Annotated in this window: 8 protein-coding genes; all 8 read left to right on the forward strand. The window is 62.7% G+C overall.

The features are described from left to right. Positions 1 to 34: 34 nt before the first annotated feature. The 8 genes from GAL_RS14515 (at position 35) to GAL_RS14550 (ending at position 18,978) form a co-directional block, all read left to right on the forward strand. On the forward strand, positions 35 to 1,498 hold the full coding sequence (locus GAL_RS14515) for an O-antigen ligase like membrane protein (protein WP_024098321.1): 1,464 nt from the start codon (positions 35 to 37) through the stop codon (positions 1,496 to 1,498). 266 nt (positions 1,499 to 1,764) lie between these two features. Then, the gene (locus GAL_RS14520; RefSeq protein ID WP_040104108.1) at positions 1,765 to 8,253 is read left to right on the forward strand and encodes a type I polyketide synthase; all 6,489 of its coding nucleotides are present in this window, start codon (positions 1,765 to 1,767) and stop codon (positions 8,251 to 8,253) included. Then, complete coding sequence (locus GAL_RS14525) at positions 8,250 to 9,320, forward strand: glycosyltransferase family 2 protein (RefSeq protein WP_024098323.1); 1,071 nt, start codon at positions 8,250 to 8,252, stop codon at positions 9,318 to 9,320. The genes GAL_RS14520 and GAL_RS14525 overlap by 4 nt, the downstream gene beginning before the upstream one ends. Further along, complete coding sequence (locus tag GAL_RS14530) at positions 9,317 to 13,963, forward strand: MupA/Atu3671 family FMN-dependent luciferase-like monooxygenase (protein WP_024098324.1); 4,647 nt, start codon at positions 9,317 to 9,319, stop codon at positions 13,961 to 13,963. The genes GAL_RS14525 and GAL_RS14530 overlap by 4 nt, the downstream gene beginning before the upstream one ends. After that, the gene (locus GAL_RS14535) at positions 13,960 to 14,673 is read left to right on the forward strand and encodes a 4'-phosphopantetheinyl transferase family protein (protein ID WP_024098325.1); all 714 of its coding nucleotides are present in this window, start codon (positions 13,960 to 13,962) and stop codon (positions 14,671 to 14,673) included. The genes GAL_RS14530 and GAL_RS14535 overlap by 4 nt, the downstream gene beginning before the upstream one ends. Further along, positions 14,670 to 15,572 carry a hypothetical protein gene (locus tag GAL_RS14540; RefSeq protein WP_024098326.1) on the forward strand — a complete coding sequence of 301 codons (903 nt, stop codon included), beginning with the start codon at positions 14,670 to 14,672 and terminating at the stop codon, positions 15,570 to 15,572. The genes GAL_RS14535 and GAL_RS14540 overlap by 4 nt, the downstream gene beginning before the upstream one ends. Further along, the gene (locus GAL_RS14545) at positions 15,569 to 18,139 is read left to right on the forward strand and encodes a hypothetical protein (protein ID WP_024098327.1); all 2,571 of its coding nucleotides are present in this window, start codon (positions 15,569 to 15,571) and stop codon (positions 18,137 to 18,139) included. Before GAL_RS14540 ends, GAL_RS14545 begins: the two co-directional genes overlap by 4 nt. Continuing rightward, positions 18,136 to 18,978: a glycosyltransferase family 2 protein gene (locus tag GAL_RS14550; protein ID WP_024098328.1), complete on the forward strand. Its 843-nt coding sequence runs from the start codon at positions 18,136 to 18,138 to the stop codon at positions 18,976 to 18,978. Before GAL_RS14545 ends, GAL_RS14550 begins: the two co-directional genes overlap by 4 nt. Positions 18,979 to 18,986: the final 8 nt, after the last annotated feature.

Consider the following 18,986-nt stretch of genomic DNA (forward strand, 5'->3'; position numbering starts at 1 on the left):
ATGGGGGCAAATAGGAGCCTGAGGTCCGCACGCAATGCCAAATGCACTGGCCTATCTGATGCTGATCGCCTGGCCGGTGATCGCATATAAACTGTTTCGGCGAATGTCGCTGCAGCAGGCGATTTTGTGGTGCGTAATCGGCGGCTATCTGTTCCTGCCGCCGCTGGCGGTGTTCGACCTGCCATTGGTGCCGGATATGGATAAGGACTCCATCCCAGCTGTCGTCGCCTTTGTGATCTGTGCCTATATCCTGCGCAAACGGGTTGAGATCTGGCCACGCCATCCGGTCATGCGGGGGCTGGTAGCGATTTTTCTGGGATCGGTGATTGCAACCGTGGTGACCAACGGCGACCCGATTGTGTTCCGCGTTATCGAAAACGCCGAGCCCATCGTCTTTCCCACCTACGCGCTGCCGGGCCTGCGCTGGCGCGATCTCGGCTCGGTGATGATCAACCAGATGATCGTGCTGCTGCCGTTCTTTCTGGCGCGGCGCTATCTGTCACATCCCGACCAGCAGCGCCAATTGGTGATCGTGCTGATGGTGGCAGGGTTGGTCTACTCCGTCCCCTCGTTGTTTGAGGTCCGCTTCAGCCCGCAGCTGAACACCTGGATCTATGGCTTTTTCCAGCATGACTTCAGCCAGACGATGCGCCAGGGCGGATTCCGCCCCATCGTCTTCCTGCCGCACAGCCTGTGGCTGGCGTTGTTCATGCTGATGTCAGTTCTGGCGGCCACCGCGCTGGCCCGGAGCGCGGAAGCCCCGGATAAACGCCAATACACGATTGCGGCGGTCTATCTCTTTGGTGTGCTGGTGCTCTGCAAGAGCATTGCATCGCTGGTCTATGGTCTTGTCTTCACCCCCTTTGTCGCCATGGCGTCTTACCGGATGCAGATGCGGCTTGCCCTGGCACTGGGCGTGGTGGCGATTGTCTATCCGATGCTGCGCAATCTTGGGCTGGTGCCGGTGGATGCGATTCTGGCGCAAGCTCAGGCCTTCAGCCCGGAACGGGCCCAATCCCTTGGATTTCGGTTTACCAATGAAGCGCTGATGCTGGACCGCGCCGCTGACAAACCCTGGTTTGGCTGGGGGGGCTGGGGCCGCAATCTGGTCCGCAATCTGGAAAGCGGGGAGATCGAGTCGATCCCTGACGGGCGCTGGATTCTGGTTTTTGGAACCTTCGGCTGGGTCGGCTATATCGCTGAGATGGGCCTGTTGGCAGGGCCCTTGGTTCTGCTGTGGCAACAGGTGCGCCGCCATGCGGCGTCGACGCTGTCGCCTTTTGCAGCCCCTCTGGCACTGATGCTGGCCGCGACCTTGGTGGACATGTTGCTGAACGCCACGCTGACGCCGGTGACATGGCTTTGTGCCGGGTCGGTTCTGGGCTATGCTGAGCGGCTGCGATATCCTGGTCTCTTTACCCCCAAACGGCAGCTGTTCGATGGCAATCAGGCTCTGGCAACTGCACCACCACCGCGCAAACGGCGCAGCGTGCTATGATGCCGCATTCTCTTCGCAATTTTGGCAGGATTGGACACAATCCGTCCCTAACGATACCGTATATCTTTTGCAGGGTTCACGTTGCGAACAGGGTTTTCCGTCGGCTTGGGGGCCAGCGGGCGAACACCCTGTTCACAGATTGGGGACCAATTCGTGCCACTGTTGCAGGGCCACCCAGATAGGGTGGTCAGTGTTGTTAATTGGTTGGGGCTATGTCCGGTGCTGCGTTCACGGCCGGGCACATGATTTGAGGACGATTGGGGCAATTGAAGACATCTGGGAAAACCACGGATCGCACTCCGTTTGATGCCTCGCGTTACAGCGGGGACATTGCCATAGTGGGCATGTCACTTTGCGTGCCGGGCGCCCAGTCCCCCGGCGCATTCTGGCAAAACCTGCGCGACGGCGTGGAATCCATCCGCCCTGTCAGCGAAGACGACCTCTTAGCCGCAGGTGAAGACCCCGAGACCCTGTCAGACCCGAATTATGTTGCCGCCGCCGCAGCGCTGGAGGGCTACGCCGAGTTTGACGCCGACTTTTTCGGCTTCAGCCCGAAAGAAGCTGCGATCCTTGACCCGCAACACCGCAAATTCCTGGAGGTTGCCTGGGGCGCTATGGAGGACGCCGGTCACCCACCTGAGAGCCTTGATGGTCCGATCGGGGTCTATGCCGGCTGCGGCATGGGCAGCTATTTCTACTTCAACATCTGCTCCAACAAACCGCTGGTCGATGATGTCGGTATGTTCCTGCTGCGCCACACCGGCAACGACAAGGACTTCCTGTCCACCCGCGTCAGCCATGTGTTTGATCTCAAAGGCCCGTCCGTCAATATCCAGACCGCTTGCTCGACCTCGCTGGTAGCTGTGCATTACGCCAGCAAGGCCCTGCGCGAGGGCGAGTGTGAGATGGCTCTTGCCGGCGGCGTCACCATTGAGCTGCCGCAGGGCCGCGGCTACCTGTTCAAGGAGAACGAGATCCTGTCACCGGACGGCCACTGCCACGCGTTTGACCACCGCGCACAGGGAACCGTTTTTGGCTCCGGCGCCGGGGCCGTTGCGCTGCGTCGTTTGGAGGACGCGCTGCGGGATGGCGATCACATCTGGGCCGTCATCAAGGGTTCGGCGATCAACAATGACGGCGCCGACAAGGCCGGCTATCTCGCCCCCTCGGTTGAAGGGCAGGCCAGCGCCGTGCGACAGGCGCTGCGCGCAGCGGATACGCCGCCGGATACCATCGACTATGTCGAATGCCACGGCACCGGAACCTATCTGGGCGACCCGATTGAGGTCACGGCCCTGACCGAAGCCTACCGCGAGACCACGCCTGCGGTCGGCTATTGCCGCATCGGCTCGGTGAAGACCAATATCGGGCATCTGGATACTGCCGCCGGTGTGGCCGGGCTGATCAAGACAACGCTGGCGCTGCATCATGGCCAGATCCCGCCCAGCCTGGGGTATGAAGCGCCGAACCCGGCCATTGACTTTGAAACCTCACCCTTTGTGGTCAACGACCGCCTGTGCGACTGGACCTCAGCCAAAGGCCCCCGCCGTGCGGCGATCAATGCACTTGGGGTTGGCGGCACCAACGCCCATGCGGTGCTGGAACAAGCCGCCCCCCGCCCCGCCTCGGATGAGAGCGATTTCCCGTTCCACGTTCTTTGCCTGTCCGGCCATTCGAAAGCAGCGCTTGATGCCAATGCTTCGGCCCTGGCCGCCCATCTGCGCGCCAATCCAGATCTGCCGCTGGCCGATGTCGCCTATACGCTGAAAGAAGGCCGTCGCGGATTTGCCAAGCGCCGGACGTTGGTCGTCGAAACCCCTGAACAGGCTGCCGCCCTGCTGGAGGCGAGCGATCCGAGGCGCGTGTTTGACCATACCTGCGCAGACAGCACCCCTGAGGTGGTCTTCATGTTCCCCGGCGGCGGCGCACAATATGCAGGCATGGCGCGGGATCTCTATGAAACCGAACCGGTTTTTGCCGATTGGATGGACCGGGGTCTCGATCACCTTGAGGGCCAGCTGGACTATGATATTCGCGCGCTATGGCTGCCGGATCCGGGGCAGGAGGACGCCGCAAATGCGCGCCTGCAACAGCCATCGGTGCAGCTGCCGCTGATCATGATCGTTGAATTCGCGCTGGCGCAACTTTGGATCAGCTGGGGCGTGCGCCCCGCCGCGCTGGTGGGCCATTCCATGGGGGAGAACACCGCAGCCTGTCTGGCCGGCGTACTATCGTTTGAGGATTGCATCGATCTGGTACTGCTGCGTGGACGGCTGTTCGACAAGGTGCCTGCCGGCGGCATGCTGTCGATCTCGCTCCCGCTGGAAGAGGTTGAGGCCAGATTGTCACCGGAGCTGGACATTGCCAGCGTCAATGCCCCCCGCCTCACAGCTGTCTCCGGTCCGCAGGAGGCACTGGATACATTGGCGGCGCAACTGACGGCGGATGAGGTGGATCATCAACGCATCCAGATCGACATTGCCGCCCACAGCCGCATGCTGGAGGGTATTCTGGGGGAGTATCGCCAATTCCTGCGCGGGTTGACCCTGACCGCCCCCGGCCGCCCGATCCTCTCCAACCGCAGCGGCAGCATCCTAAGTGACGCCGAGGCCACTGACCCCGAATACTGGGTTGGCCAGCTGCGCAATACGGTGATGTTTTCCGCCTGCCTCGACACGCTCGCCGAGAAACCGAACCGGCTCTATCTCGAGGTTGGCCCCGGCAAAGCCTTGTCCTCGCTGGCGCAGATGGCTCCGGCGATCAAGCCCGGTCAGGTGCTCAGCTCGCTGCGCCATCCCGATCAGACGATGGCCGATGATGCTTATTTCTTTGGCGTGATCGGACGGCTCTGGGCCGCTGGGCTGGAGGCGGATTGGGATCAGATCTGGGGAGACGCCCGCCGCCAGCGTCTGCCGCTGCCAACCTATGCGTTTCAGCGCAGCCGCTATTTCATTGAACCCGCAGCCCCGGCCACAGCGGAAACCGCAATCAGCGCGCCCCAGCGCCATGACGACCTGTCACAATGGGGATCGCGCCCCAGCTGGCGACCTGCGCTGGCGGGCTGTGATCTTGATGTTACCACCGAGCTGGATCAGCAGCCTGAAACCTGGCTGCTGTTTGAGGATGACACCGGGCTTTGCGCAGATCTGGCGCCACGGCTGGAACAGGCAGGGCACAGGGTGGTACGGGTCACCCCCGGCGACACCTATGCTCAGTTGAGCGAGAGCCGTTATATGCTGGCTCCCGAACAGGGGCGCGCGGGCTATGATGCGCTGCTTGCCGATCTGGCGCTGGCGGATCTTCTGCCCAGTCGGATCGGCCATTTCTGGCTGGTCACCGAGGGCGAGAGCTTCCGTCCCGGCGCCTCTTTCTTTGATCGCAATCTGGAGATGGGGTTTTATGCGCTGACCGCCTTGGGGCAAACTCTGGCCCAGATCGATCTGCCGCAGCCTGTGCATATGACGGTTTTCACCACCGGGGCAGCACAGCTGCGCAACGAGCCGCTGCCCTACCCGGAAAAGGCGATGATTGCCGGCCCCGCGGGTGTGCTGCCGCGCGAAATCCCCGGCCTGACCTGTGCCACGGTCGATATTGAGCTGCCAACCCGCCCCAATGGTCTGCGCCGCTGGCTGTCGAATGACGCTCCGATGCCGATTGCCGACCGCCTGCTGGAGGAGGTGCTGGCGGAACCGGCGAACGACACGGCGCTCTGGCGCGGCGACAAGCGTTATGCCTTGCGGTGGCGCCCCGTGGCGCTGCCAGAGGGCGCGCAATCCCCATCGTCGAATCCTGGCTTCCGCGCAGGTGGAACTTATCTGATCACCGGTGGGTATGGCGGCATCGGACGCACGATTGCGGCGGATCTTATGCAAAGGCTCGGCGCCAATGTGGTGTTGATCTCGCGCGGTGGTCTGCCGCCGCGCGACGACTGGGACAGCTATCTCAATCGTCACAGCCCGGCCAATACAACCGCGCAACGCATCCGCGCCGTGATGGCGCTGGAAGCACTTGGGAAAGGCCGCGTCTTGCCGCTGGCCGCAGATGTCTGCAACAGCGAGCAAATGCGCACCGCTGTTGCAACGGCTGAGGAGACCTTTGGCCCGATCACCGGCGTCATTCACGGCGCCGGCCAGATCAACGATGCGCCGGTTCTCGCCAAAACAGAAGAGGATATCGCTCAGGTTCTGGCTCCCAAAGTCAGCGGGCTCAGAGTGCTTGACGCCATCTTCGGCGCGGATCAGCTGGAGTTGATGGTGCTGTTTTCCTCCTCCTCGACGGTGACACGCCCGATTGGCCAGGTGGACTATGTTGCTGCCAATGAATACCTCAATGCCTTTGCCAAACATCGCAGCGCACTCGCCTCACCGGATCAGAGGACGCATGTGGTGGCGGTTGACTGGGGGGTCTGGGCAGACGTCGGAATGGCGGCGGATGCTCTTGGCTCACACCAGCCTGAGGCGGGCAGCGATCCAATTTCCTGCAATCAGCCGCTGTTTGACAGCCGCCAGTTTGCCCATGACGGCAGTTTGCTGTTTCACCGCCGATTGAGCAGTGATCAGTGGATATTGGATGAGCATCGCACCAAGGATGGCACCGCGCTAATCCCCGGCACCGGATATATCGAATATGCCGCTGAGGCGCTGGCGGAGCTGGGCCATGACGCGCCTTTTGCACTGCGCGATCTCTATTTTCTGCGTCCACTCGTGGTCACAGAGACACCTTGCGATATGACCGTCCGGCTGACCCCGGTGGAACATGGCTATGACTTTGCCGTCTACAGCCGCACGGCGGAAGGCTATGCGCTGCATGTACAGGCGCTGCTGGACACCGATCTCGATGGGAACCCGCCTGAACCGGTCGATATCCCTAAACTGAGGCTTCGCATGCCGGAGGTATCAGTGACCACCCCGGCGGAGCGGCTGAAAACACCGCAGGAAGCACATCTGAAATTCGGCCCGCGCTGGCATGTTCTCGAAGAGGTCCGCCATGGAACCGCAGAAGGCCTCGCCCAACTGAAACTGCCGCAGATCGCCGAAAAAGACGGCACCCTCCTGCCCCCCGGGCTGATGGATCTGGCCACCGGCTGGGCCATTGATCTGGTCCCGGCCTATCGAGGCAGCGCGCTTTGGGTGCCGGTGTCCTATGACAGTATCCAGATCTTTGCGCCGCTGCCTACTGAAGCTCTGAGCCACATGCGGCTGGTCGACAGCTCTGCAAATAGCGCGCGGTTCGACATCACGCTGGCGGCTACGGATGGCACTGTTGTGGCGGAAATTCGTGGGTTTCAAATGCAGCAGCTGCCCGGCGCCACCAATTTGGCCCCGGCGGAGGGCGCAGACGCCAGCGCTGAGGATCTGGGACTGACTGCACCGGGCAGTGCGCAGTCCTTGTCGCCGGAGGAACGGCGCCTTCACCGCAATATCGCCCAAGGGATCCGTGCCGAGGACGGTCCCGAGGCCTTGCGCCGGGCGCTCGCCACCGGGCTGTCGCAGGTGGTGGTCTCGTCGCTGGCGCTGCCGGATCTGATTGCGCAAGCCGATCAGCCGCCGCCGCAGAATGCCGACACCAACCAAAGCTTTGAGCGACCGCAACTGGACACCGATTACCTTGCCCCGCGCAATGCCGTGGAGGAAGATATCGCCGCTCAGTTCGCGCGCCTCCTCGGAGTGACGCAGGTCGGGGTTGAGGACAGTTTCTTTGACCTTGGTGGTCATTCCCTGATCGCGGTCCGGCTGTTTGCGCAGATCAAGCGCAGTTTTGGCGTCGATCTGGCGATCTCCACCCTGTTTGAGGCCCCTTCTGTTGCCAAGCTGGCAGAGCTGGTGATTGCGCGCACCGGTGGCGGTCTCACCACCGAGACCCCGGTCGATACCGCAGGCGACACCACATCTATGACCCCCAGCTACACCCATTTGGTCCAGCTGCATCCCGGTGATGGCACCGGGCGGCGGCCGTTCTTCCTTGTGGCGGGCATGTTTGGCAATGTTCTGAACCTGCGTCATCTGGCCCTGATGGTCGGGAAGGACCGTCCCGTTTACGGGCTGCAGGCCCGAGGCCTGATCGGCGAGGATGCGCCGCATGATCGTCTGGATACAGCGGCACGTGATTATCTGGCAGAGATCCGCAGCATCCAGCCAGAGGGGCCGTATCTTCTGGGCGGGTTCTCCGGCGGCGGGCTGACCGCCTATGAGATGGCCCAGCAACTGCAAGCCAAAGGCGAAGAAACTGCCGCACTGATCCTCCTGGACACGCCGCTCCCTATGCGCCCGGAGCTGACACGCCGCGACAAGGCGCTGATCAAATGGGCCGAGTTGCGCAGCAAGGGCATCGGCTATCTGGGCGAATGGGTCACCAATCGCATCGCTTGGGAGATCGAGAAACGCCGCTATGCTGCCAGCGACGACAGCGCTGCGCCAGTGTTCAACAACCGCAAGGTCGAACTGGCCTTCCGCGCTGCCCTGCCCGCCTATGATCTGCGTCCATGGTCCGGACCTATGACGCTGTTCCGCCCGCCGCTTGACCGGCACTGGCAGGTCTCTGCCGGGAATTGGGTCAGCCGCGAGCGGGAATATGTCTTTGATGACAACGACTGGACCCGTTGGGCCCCCGCCGTTGAAGTGGTCGAGGTCCCCGGCGATCACGACAGTATGGTTCTGGTGCCGAATGTCAGTGTGCTGGCTGGAGAGGTGAAGACGCGACTGGATGCCGCCGACGCAGCAGCGCTGGCCCACAGCACCGCGGAGGCCGCAGAATGACCAAAGCCGCCACCCCCTCCGCCGCGCAGCCTGTAGGCGCCGCCTCGGGCGGTACAAATGCGCGCATTCTGACCATCATCCTGAACTACAAGACGCCTCAGATGACGCTGGACTGCGCCGCCGCCGCGCTGGAGCAGATGGAAGAGCTGCCGGGTGAGGTGGTGATCATCGACAATGGTTCCGCCGATGGCTCTTATGAGCAGCTGCTCACGGCGGTGCAAGAGCGCGGCTGGCTAGACAGCGGCCGCCTACGCCTAATCGCAAGTGAGGATAACGGCGGGTTTGGCGCGGGTATGAACATCGGCTTTCGCCTTGGCCTATCCGATGGTACTGCGCCGGAGTTTTACTACTTGCTGAACTCTGATGCCTTTGTGCAACCAGGCGCGATCCGCGCGTTGCGAGATTTTCTGCAAGCGACCCCCAGCGCGGGTCTGGTCGGTTCCTATGTGCGCGGCACCGATGGGACGCCTCATTGCACTGCATTTCGCTTTCCGACCATCGCAGGGGAGTTTGAATCCTCCGTACGAACCGGCATCGTAACGCGCCTGCTGCAAGATGCCGTGGTGCCGATGGAAATCCCCACCACGCCAACACAGTTGGATTGGACCGCTGGTGCCAGTCTGATGATCCGCCGCGAGGTGATTGACGCGGTGGGCGGGTTTGACGAGACGTTCTTTCTCTACTTTGAGGAAACCGAGCTGTGCCACCGTGCCGCCCGCGCTGGCTGGAGCACGCACTACCTGCCGGAAAGCGAGGTGGCCCATGTGGGATCCGCCTCAACCGGGATGAAAGACTGGCAGCGCACGCCGCAATACTGGTTCGACAGCCGGTTGCACTATTTTCTCAGCACCCATGGGCGCGCCTACACGGTTGGGGCCACATTGGCGCTGATCAGCGGCAGCCTGCTCTACGGGCTGCGGCGGCTGGTGTCGGACAAACCGGCCTCCGATCCACCCTATTTTCTGCGGGATCTGATCGTTCATCATAGCCGCGCGATCTTTCGCCGCCGCAAAACTAAGCCTATGGAACCGCGCCAGACCCCGTCTCAACCGGAGGAGCAGAAATGACCCCATTCTCCTGTATCGTTCTTGGCAATGAATCACTGCTTGTCGCCTGCGCGGACATGTTGCTGGCCCGCGGCCACAGTATTGCCGCAGTGGTCACAAAAGACGCCGAAATCCGCCAGTGGGCTGCTGACAAGGGCCTGACTGTGCTTGAAGACGCGCGCGATTTTGACGGATCTGTGGACTGGCTGCTGTCCATCGCGAACCTTGAGATCATCCCCGACAGCGTGCTGGCCCGCGCGAGCAAGGGCGGCGTCAATTTTCACGACGGTCCGCTGCCGCGTTATGCTGGCCTCAACACGCCAAACTGGGCCCTGATCGAAGGGGCTGAGGACTACGGAATTACCTGGCACATGATTGAGGGCGGCGTCGATGAGGGCGATATCCTCGCCCAGCGCCTATTTGCGATTGCCGAAGATGAAACAGCCTATAGCCTCAACGCCAAATGCTACGCCGCCGCGATGGACAGCTTCGGAGATGTGCTGGGACAGCTGGAAACCGGCACACTGGTGCGAACGGCGCAGGATTTCAGCACCCGCAAGCTCTATACCCGCGCTGACCGGCCCGAAGCGGACGCACTGCTGGATCTGGCGCAACCCGCCGCGGACCTGCACCGGCTGGTGCGTGCCCTTGATTTCAACGGGTACTGGAACCCGCTTTGTGCCGCCAAGGTCCGACTGCCTGCAACCAGCGATGCGCCAGTAGCGTTGATCGGCACCGCAGAGATCGCAGAGGGATCCGGCGCGCCGGGCACCGTGCTGAGCGTAGACGATACGACGATGACCTTGGCCTGCGGTGATGGCGCGCTGCGGATTGGCGGATTGCACCACTGCGACGGACGCCCGATCCGTGCAGCTGATCACGTCAAAACCGGGGATAGTCTGCCGTCTCTTGATGCAGCGGCCAGCAGCGATTTGACCCGGCAACTGGCCGCGACGCAGGCCAGCGAGGGTAAATGGCGCAAGGCGTTGGCGGCCTTGCCCGCTGTGGATCTGCCCTTGGCAGGTCCGGCAGCTGATGGGGCAGTCGAAATCAACCACCTCACGCTGTCCCATAATGCGCCCCTGACCGAGGTCGATGTGCTGAGCGTCGCTCTTGCTCTCACGCTATCCAGCTCCGGGGCGGAGGCTGCCGGGATCGCGCTCAGCACGGATGCGCTGCAGGAGACTGCCATCGCGGGGCTGATCTGTGACTGGGTACCGCTTCAGGCCCGCCGCGATGAGCCCCTGGACGATCTGCGGCCCCGGTTAGCTACGGATCTCGACAGCACTCGGAACAACGGCGGGTTTGCAGCCGATCTGATCGCCCGCGCGCCGGAGCTGCGACAGACCGGGGGCAGCGGCCTATGCCCTGATATCGGCTGCATGCTGGGGCGAGCGCAGCCTATTGACGGATGTGCAGCGACCCTTTCCCTGTCGGAGGGCGCTTTGGCCCTGCATATCGATACAGGCCGAGTAGATGTGCAAGCAACCGAGCTGCTGGTGGGGCGAGCCGAACTGCTGATTGACGCGCTGGACTCGGCCTCTGGAGGCACCATCGCCGATTTGCCGATCCTGCCAGAGGCCGAGCGGCGACAGATGTTGGTGGATTGGAACAGCACCGCCCGTTCCGACATCGGGCAAAGCACCATACCGGCGGAGTTTGCAGCGCAGGTGACACGAACCCCGGAGGCCACGGCGCTGGTCTATGAGGATCAGAGCCTGACCTATGCCGAGCTCTCTGCTCGCGTTGATCATCTGGCAGCCCTCCTGCGTGACCGTGGTGTAGAGCCGGGCAGCCATGTCGGTATCTACCTTGGGCGCGGGCCAGATCTGGTGATTGCCGCCCTCGCCACGATGGCGGCAGGCGGGGCTTATGTGCCGCTGGATCCGGCCTACCCGGCAGATCGCATCGCGCATTTCATTGCCGACAGCGCCGCAAGCGTGATCCTGACCGACACCGGACACCGCGACCAGCTGCCCGGCAAACTGTCAGCCGACATCCTGTGCCTTGACGCCCTGCCCGAGGTCTCCGCCGTGGCCGGTACTGTGGCCGAAACGCCTACCAATGCGCCTGGACCAGAGGATCTGGCCTATCTGATTTACACATCTGGCTCCACCGGCACACCGAAGGGCGTGATGGTACGCCATGGCAATGTCACCAACTTCTTTGCAGCGATGGATGACCGCATCCCGCATCAGCCCGGGGACTGCTGGCTGGCGGTGACCAGCCTGTCCTTCGACATCTCCGTGCTGGAACTGTTTTGGACCTTGTCGCGCGGCTTCAAACTGGTGCTGTCCAGTGATGAGGCGCGGTTGCAGCTGTCTAATGGCCCGGTCGCCACCAGTGATCGCGGCATGGATTTCAACCTGTTTTACTGGGGCAATGACGATGGTCCCGGCCCCCGCAAATATGAACTGCTGCTGGAAGGCGCGAAATTTGCCGATCAGCACGGGTTCAACGCGGTCTGGACGCCAGAGCGACATTTCCATGCCTTTGGCGGCCCCTATCCGAACCCGGCGGTGACCGGAGCGGCGGTGGCTGCGGTGACGAAAAATATCGGCGTGCGCGCGGGCTCCTGCGTGGCGCCGCTGCACCATCCGGCCCGCATTGCCGAAGAATGGTCGGTGATCGACAATCTGACCGGCGGGCGCGCAGGTATAGGCTTTGCCTCTGGCTGGCAGCCGGATGACTTCATCCTGCGTCCTGAGAATACGCCGCCTGCCAACAAGCCTGCCTTGTTTGAAAGCATTGAAACCGTGCGCAAACTCTGGCGCGGAGAAGAGGTCGCCTTCCCCCGCAAGGACGGTGGTGAACATGCGGTCCTGACCCAGCCGCGCCCCGTGTCAAAGGAGCTGCCGGTCTGGGTCACCACGGCGGGTAATCCCGAAACCTGGCGCGAGGCGGGCAGTATCGGGGCCAATGTACTGACCCATCTTCTGGGACAAAGCATTGAAGAGGTGGCAGGCAAAATCACCATCTATCACGACGCGCTGCGGGCGGCGGGCCACGATCCCAGTGATCACAAGGTCACGCTGATGCTGCATAGCTATCTCGCGGGCACCCGCGAAGACGCCCGCGCCACAGCCCGTGAGCCGATGAAGGATTACCTGCGCGCGGCGGCTGGCCTGATCAAGCAATATGCCTGGGCCTTTCCTGCGTTCAAGAAACCAGAAGGGGTAAAAAACCCGTTCGAGATGGATCTCGGCATGCTTTCGGAAGAGGAGCTGGAGGCCATTCTCGACTTTGCCTTTGAGCGATATTTTGAGGATTCTGGCCTGTTTGGCACTATTGCGGATGCCCTGCAGCGGGTGGAGCAGCTCAAGCAGATCGGCGTTGATGAGATCGCCTGCCTGATCGACTACGGCATCGCACCGGAGATCGTGCTGGAGGGGCTGAAACCCCTTGCGGAGGTGCTGCGCCTTGCCAACGCCCCGCAAGAGCTGTCTGCAGAGGATGTGTCGCTTGCGGCGCAGATCCTGCGCCACGGTGTCACCCATATGCAATGCACCCCGCCAATGGCCCGGATGATCACCGCGGACGCCGATGCACGCCCGGTGCTGGGGCGGCTTTCGCATCTGTTAATCGGCGGGGAGGCGCTGCCGGGCGACTTGGTGGCCAGCCTGCGCGCGACGACCCGTGCCGAAATCCACAATATGTATGGCCCGACAGAGACCACCATCTGGTCGACCATGCAGAGCCTTGCGGAGGTGCCCGTGGGCACAGCGCAAATTGGTGCGCCGATTGCCAATACGACTGTTTATGTCGTCAATGACAGCCTGATCCCGCAGCCGATTGGGGTGCCCGGCGAATTGCTGATCGGCGGGGCCGGTGTGACCGCCGGTTACTGGCAGCGCCCGGATCTCACGGCGGAGCGTTTTATTCCTGATCCCTTTGCCGATGCTGGGGCGCATGTAGCCTCAACCCATCTCTATCGCACCGGGGATCTGGTGCGGTGGCGTGCCGATGGTCAATTGGAGTTCCTGGGCCGCAGCGATCATCAGGTCAAAATCCGCGGCCAGCGGATCGAACTGGGCGAAATCGAAGCCGCGCTGGCGGCGATGGATGGCATTACCGGGGCCGTAGTCATCGCACGTGAAACCGCTGGTGACACCCGGCTGATCGCCTATGTAACCGGGCCGGTGGCACCGGATCAGGCGGCGCTGAAGGCCGCACTCATGCAACGACTGGCTGCGGTCATGGTGCCGAGCCATATCGAACATCTCGACGCCTTCCCGCTGACCCCAAACAAGAAGATCGACCGCAAGGCGCTGCCCGATCCCAAGCCGGTACAGATTTCCGTGCCCACCTCCGACGCGCCGCTTAGCACTGGGGCACAGAGCAAGATTGCCGAAATCTGGAGCGGTATCCTTGGCGTCAGTGGCATCGGGGCCGAGGACAACTTCTTCACCCTGGGTGGCCATTCCCTGCTCGCGGTACAGGCCCACCGCGACATTCGCGGCGCGCTGGATGTACCGAAACTGTCGATCACCGATATCTTCCGCTTTCCGACCCTGTCGGGATTGGCCGGACATATCGACGCGCTGACCGGTGCCTCTCCCGTGGAGGATGCGCCCGCAGCTCCGGCGGTTGATGCGGCGGCAAAATCCGACATGATGTCCAAACGCCGCGCAATGCGCGCCAACCGCAAGGCCCGCAGTGGATGACCCTGGTTGAACCATCCTTACGCAGCGCCCGGCACCGGGCGCTGATCCGCCCCTTGTTTGACGATGGTGTTGCAGTGGAGGTCTGCGATCCGCAGGGAGATCCACCCGCGCCCTTCCCCGAGGAGGCCGCCTGCCTGTCCCCAAACGCGGTGGAGAAGCGGCGGCGAGAGTTCGCGGCGGGTCGTGCTGCAGCGCATCAGGCGATGGCAACGCTGGGACTGACACCCACCGCAATTCCCGTCGGTCCAAAACGCGCGCCGATCTGGCCGCCCGGGCTGGTTGGGTCGATCAGCCATTGCCGCAGCACCGCCGTTGCCGTCGCCGCGCTGCCGCAGCAGATGCGTGGACTTGGCGTTGATGTCGAGGAGGACACGCCGCTCGCCGATGATCTGATCCCTCAGATCTGCCGCCCGGCGGAACGTCTCTGGCTGGAACAGCAGATCAACCCCGGCCAACTGGCCAAAGTGATATTCTCCGCCAAAGAAGCCGCGTATAAATGCCAATATCGCCTGAGCGAGCGGTTTTTCGGCTTTGACAGGATGGAACTGGAGATGAGTGTGGCAAACAACACAGATCAGATCAGCGGGCAGTTTTCTGCGCAGTTTACGGCTGATCAGCCGCCCTTCCTGACGGGGGACAGCATTGAGGGGCGATTTGTCATCGGGGAGGGGCTGATCGCGACCGCCGCACAGCTGCCGCAGGTGCAATGATCGGACGGCGCGGCTTTCTTGCGCTCTTGTCGCTGCTGCCAATCGGCGCGCAGGCGACACCCTTTGCGCTGCCTCCTTTGACCGCGCCGGAGGGGCCGATGCGCGTGTTTCACCTAGGCCACTCGCTGGTGGGCCCGGATATGCCGTATATGGTGCAACAACTGGCGCCGGAGGGGCATCTGTATAACAGCCAGCTTGGCTCCGGCACGCCATTGCAGGATCACTGGGAGCCGGATCTGGAGATCCTGCATTTCGATCAGGTGAACACGCCTCCGGTCTGGCGCGACGCGCGCGAGGCGATTGGATCGGGCGACTATGACGCGGTTATCCTCACAGAGATGGTCGAGCTGCGTGATGCGTTGCGTTATTTCAAGGGGGCGCGATATTTTCGCCGTTGGGCGGATCTGGCGCGCGCCGGAGCGGCGCAGACGCGGATTTATCTCTATGAAACCTGGCACCCGCTGGATACGGCTGATGGCTGGCTGGCGCGGATTGACGGCGATCTGGATCAGCTGTGGCTTGGCGGGCTAGCTGGATCGGACAGCCGTCGCAACCCGAAGCGACCTGCCTATCTGATCCCTGCGGGACAGGTGATGGCGGCGGTTGTCCATGCTGCTGAGGCCGGACAGATCGACGGGCTGACCCGCCGCGAAGACCTTTTTGCCCGCACCGAGGAAGGGGCGCTGGATCAGATCCATATCAATGATCTGGGGGCCTATATTGTTGCCCTTACCCATGTCAGCACATTGTATCAGCGCTCCCCGGTTGGCCTGCCCCATCGGTTGCAACGCGCCGATGGCACGCCGGCCGATGCCTTAAATGCTGAAGCCGCGCGGCAAGTGCAGAACATAGTCTGGCAGGTGGTCACCAGCCACCCGCGCACCGGTGTGTCCACATGACGCTGGCGGATCTGGTCGCCAGTGTGGTCATGGTCGGGCATTCCCTGTTCGGTCCCGACAATCCAGTGATGCTGGAGCAGCTGCTGGCGCAGCAACCCGCCCTTGCCGCCGGGCAGACAGAGGACACCATCACGGTCGAGGCGCAAATCATAAATGGCGCCCCGCTCAGCTACAATTGGGCCCATGCGGATCAGGCCGAGGGGATCAATGCCCGTACCCGGTTGGCCGACGGCATAGATGTTCTGATCGTCACCGAAGCCATCCCATTGGCCAACCACCTGAAATGGAGTGATCCTGAAGGCGCGCTGGCAGAGTTCTACACCCTCGCCCATCGTGCCAATCCTGAGGTGGAGGTCTATCTGCAGGAGACCTGGCACAGTCTGAGCAGCGGCACCGGGGTTGAAGTGCCATTTGACGCGGGTGCCGCGATGCCTTGGCGCGATCGTTTGTCGACGGATCTGCCGCGCTGGCAGAGCGTTGTCGATACGGTGAACCGCAAAACCGGCGGCAGTATCAAACTGCTGAAGGCGGGGCAGGCAATGGCCAGGCTGGATGACGCCATTCAGGCCGGAACCGTGCCGGGCCTGAGCCGGATCGAGGAGGTCTTTGCCGACGACATTCACCCCAATGATCTGGGGTTCTATTTCCTCTCTGTCCTGCAATATGCGGTGCTGACTGGCCAGTCGCCCGTCGGCCTCCCGCATCAGCTGCGCTCAGCATGGGGCGGCCGCTATAAGGCGCCCGCCCCTGCTCTGGCGCGGCGGCTGCAGGAGATCGCCTGGGATGCGGCACGGGAGCGGGTTCAACGGGCCTCCCTGCCCTCAGATCCGCTGCCCCTGCCCACGGATCCGGTGCTGCCCGCCTTGAACCAGCCGGTGCAGGCCAGTCAGAGCGTTGCGTCAGACGCGGTAACGGCGCAGACAGAAGCAGCTCTGATCGACGTGCCCAAACAGCCGATTGCGATGAACCTTGCCTCTATCGCCGATTGGAGTCCGCAGGCGCCCTTCCTTGATCATTTCAAGACCGCGCGCCCCTGGATTGGACATATCGCAGGCCAATGGGGGGGCGCAGATTACTCTGATCTGGCGGCTGCGGGATATCTGGATCCAGACGGTTGGCCCACTGCCATCCCGCCGGAACTGGGTTCGGTCGGCACCCTGATCCTCACGGATCTGCCGGAAGAGGCCAGCAGCCTCACCGGACGGTATGTACTGCAATTCGAAGGCGACGGGATTATCGAGGTCACTGGTCGGGCAAGGAACATCCGCTACGGCAAAAGCGAAATCCGCTTTGACTATACCCCGGGGCCCGGCGCGGTTGAAATCCGCATTCAGCGCAGTGACCGGCAAGGGGTCGGCGACTATGTGCGCAATATCACTGTTGTGATGGAAAAACACCTGCCCGACTGGCAGGCGGGGGCGCTGTTCAACCCGGATTGGATCGCTCGTATGCGCGGGTTCGCGGCGCTGCGTTTCATGGACTGGATGGCCACCAACGACAGCATTCAGGTCGGCTGGGAAGATCGCCCTCGGGTGCAGGACTACAGCTGGACCGAGAAGGGTGCCCCGGCGGAGGTGCTGGTGGCACTTGCCAATCACCTGCAAGCCGATCCGTGGTTCACGCTGCCGCATATGGCCGATGATATCTATATCCGCAACTATGCGCGACTGGTCCGCGACCAGCTGGACCCTGCGCTGACCGCCTATGTGGAGTATTCCAACGAGGTCTGGAACTGGCAGTTCGAACAGGCGGTCTGGGCCGATGATCAGGCGCGTGCGCGTTGGGGCGGGCAGGATCTGTGGATGCAGTTCTACGGGGGCCGCGCTGCCGAGGTTGCGATGATCTGGACCGATGTCTTCGGCGACGCGGCAGAGGATCGGCTGGTGCGTGTGGTGGCAACCCAGACCGGCTGGTTGGGGCTGGAAGAGCAGATACTGGCGGCGCCCCTGTGGGTGGCCGAAGACCCAGCACGGCGCCAGCCTGCGCGGCTTTTTGATGCCTATGCGGTGACCGGTTACTTTGGTGGCATTCTGGGCCTACCCGACCGCGCGGCGACCCTGCGCGCCTGGATCGCGCAAAGCCGGGAACAGGCTGCGGCAGCCGCTGAGGCCAAGGGTCTGCGCGGAGCTGCAGCTGCGGAATTTGTGGAAGCTCACCAATATGATGCCGCCAGCGCCCTGGCCGCAGCAGAGCTGCGCGACGGGCTTGTCTCTGGCAGTTCCGAGGATACTGTCAGCGATCTTTTGGGGCGGGTTCTGCCCTATCATGCCAAGGTCGCTGAGGCGCATGGGCTTGACCTGATCATGTATGAGGGCGGCAGCCATGTGGTGGGTCTTGGCGCGATGGTGGATGACGAAATGCTGACCGGGTTCTTCAGTCATTTCAACTACACCGAAGAGATGGGTGCTCTGTACCGCAGTCTTCTGGCAGGCTGGCCGGAGATAGGTGGCAGTCTGTTCACCGGCTATTCGGATGTCTCATCCCCCGGCAAATGGGGCAGTTGGGGCAGCCTGCGCTACGTGAGAGATGACAATCCGCGCTGGCGCGCGCTGGAGGCAGCAAAATGACACCGCTGCTGAGCGTACTGATCCCGGCCCACAATGAGGCAGGCTATATCGGGGCCTGCCTGTCGGCGCTCTTTGCGAGCGATCCGTTGCCGAAGGGAGCAGGGGCAGAGGTGCTGGTGATCGCCAATGGCTGCACCGACAGCACCGTCGCGGAGGCTCGTGCTGTGACTGTGCCGCAGGGGTGGACCTGTGCGGTGATCGACCGGCCCGAGGGCGGAAAAATCGGCGCACTTGCAGAGGGGGAGGCGCGGGCTGCTGGATCTGTTCTGGTCTATCTGGATGCGGATGTGATTGTATCCGCCCCTTTGATGGCGCAAATCTGCGCAGCTTTGGAAGCAGAGCAGCCGCGCTATGCCAGCGGCGCCCCACAGTTGTCTCCTGCCCGCAGTCGGGTCAGTCGTTTGTACAGTCGGTTCTGGGCAAAGCTGCCCTTTGTGCGCGAAGGGGTGCCTGGGTTCGGCCTCTTTGCGATGAACCGGACCGGGCGAGCGCGCTGGGGGCAGTGGCCGGATGTAATTGCTGACGATATCTTTGCCCGGCTCAGCTTTGCTCCGGCGGAGCGGGTCCGGGTGCAGGCCAGCTACCAATGGCCGCTGATCGAGGGGTTTCGCAATCTGGTGCGGGTGCGCAGACGTCAAAATGCCGGAGTGGCGGAGATTGCAGAACGGTGTCCCGCTCTGCTGGTCAATGAGGACGTCCACCGCCCCGGACCAACTGCGATCCTGCGGCTAGCACTACGTGATCCGGCGGGGTTCATGACCTATGCTGCCGTGGCGCTGGCTGTGAAATCACCGCTGTTTCGCACCCGAAATGAGGCGCGCTGGACCCGTGGGCGTTAGGTATCTCA

Origin of the sequence: Phaeobacter gallaeciensis DSM 26640 (assembly GCF_000511385.1) — a bacterium.
GTDB lineage: Bacteria > Pseudomonadota > Alphaproteobacteria > Rhodobacterales > Rhodobacteraceae > Phaeobacter > Phaeobacter gallaeciensis.

Coding starts and splice junctions, on each gene's coding strand:
- GAL_RS14515 (WP_024098321.1), top strand. CDS start 35: ATGCCAAATGCACTGGCCTATCTGATGCTGATCGCCTGGCCGGTGATC.
- GAL_RS14525 (WP_024098323.1), top strand. CDS start 8,250: ATGACCAAAGCCGCCACCCCCTCCGCCGCGCAGCCTGTAGGCGCCGCC.
- GAL_RS14530 (WP_024098324.1), top strand. CDS start 9,317: ATGACCCCATTCTCCTGTATCGTTCTTGGCAATGAATCACTGCTTGTC.
- GAL_RS14535 (WP_024098325.1), top strand. CDS start 13,960: ATGACCCTGGTTGAACCATCCTTACGCAGCGCCCGGCACCGGGCGCTG.
- GAL_RS14540 (WP_024098326.1), top strand. CDS start 14,670: ATGATCGGACGGCGCGGCTTTCTTGCGCTCTTGTCGCTGCTGCCAATC.
- GAL_RS14545 (WP_024098327.1), top strand. CDS start 15,569: ATGACGCTGGCGGATCTGGTCGCCAGTGTGGTCATGGTCGGGCATTCC.
- GAL_RS14550 (WP_024098328.1), top strand. CDS start 18,136: ATGACACCGCTGCTGAGCGTACTGATCCCGGCCCACAATGAGGCAGGC.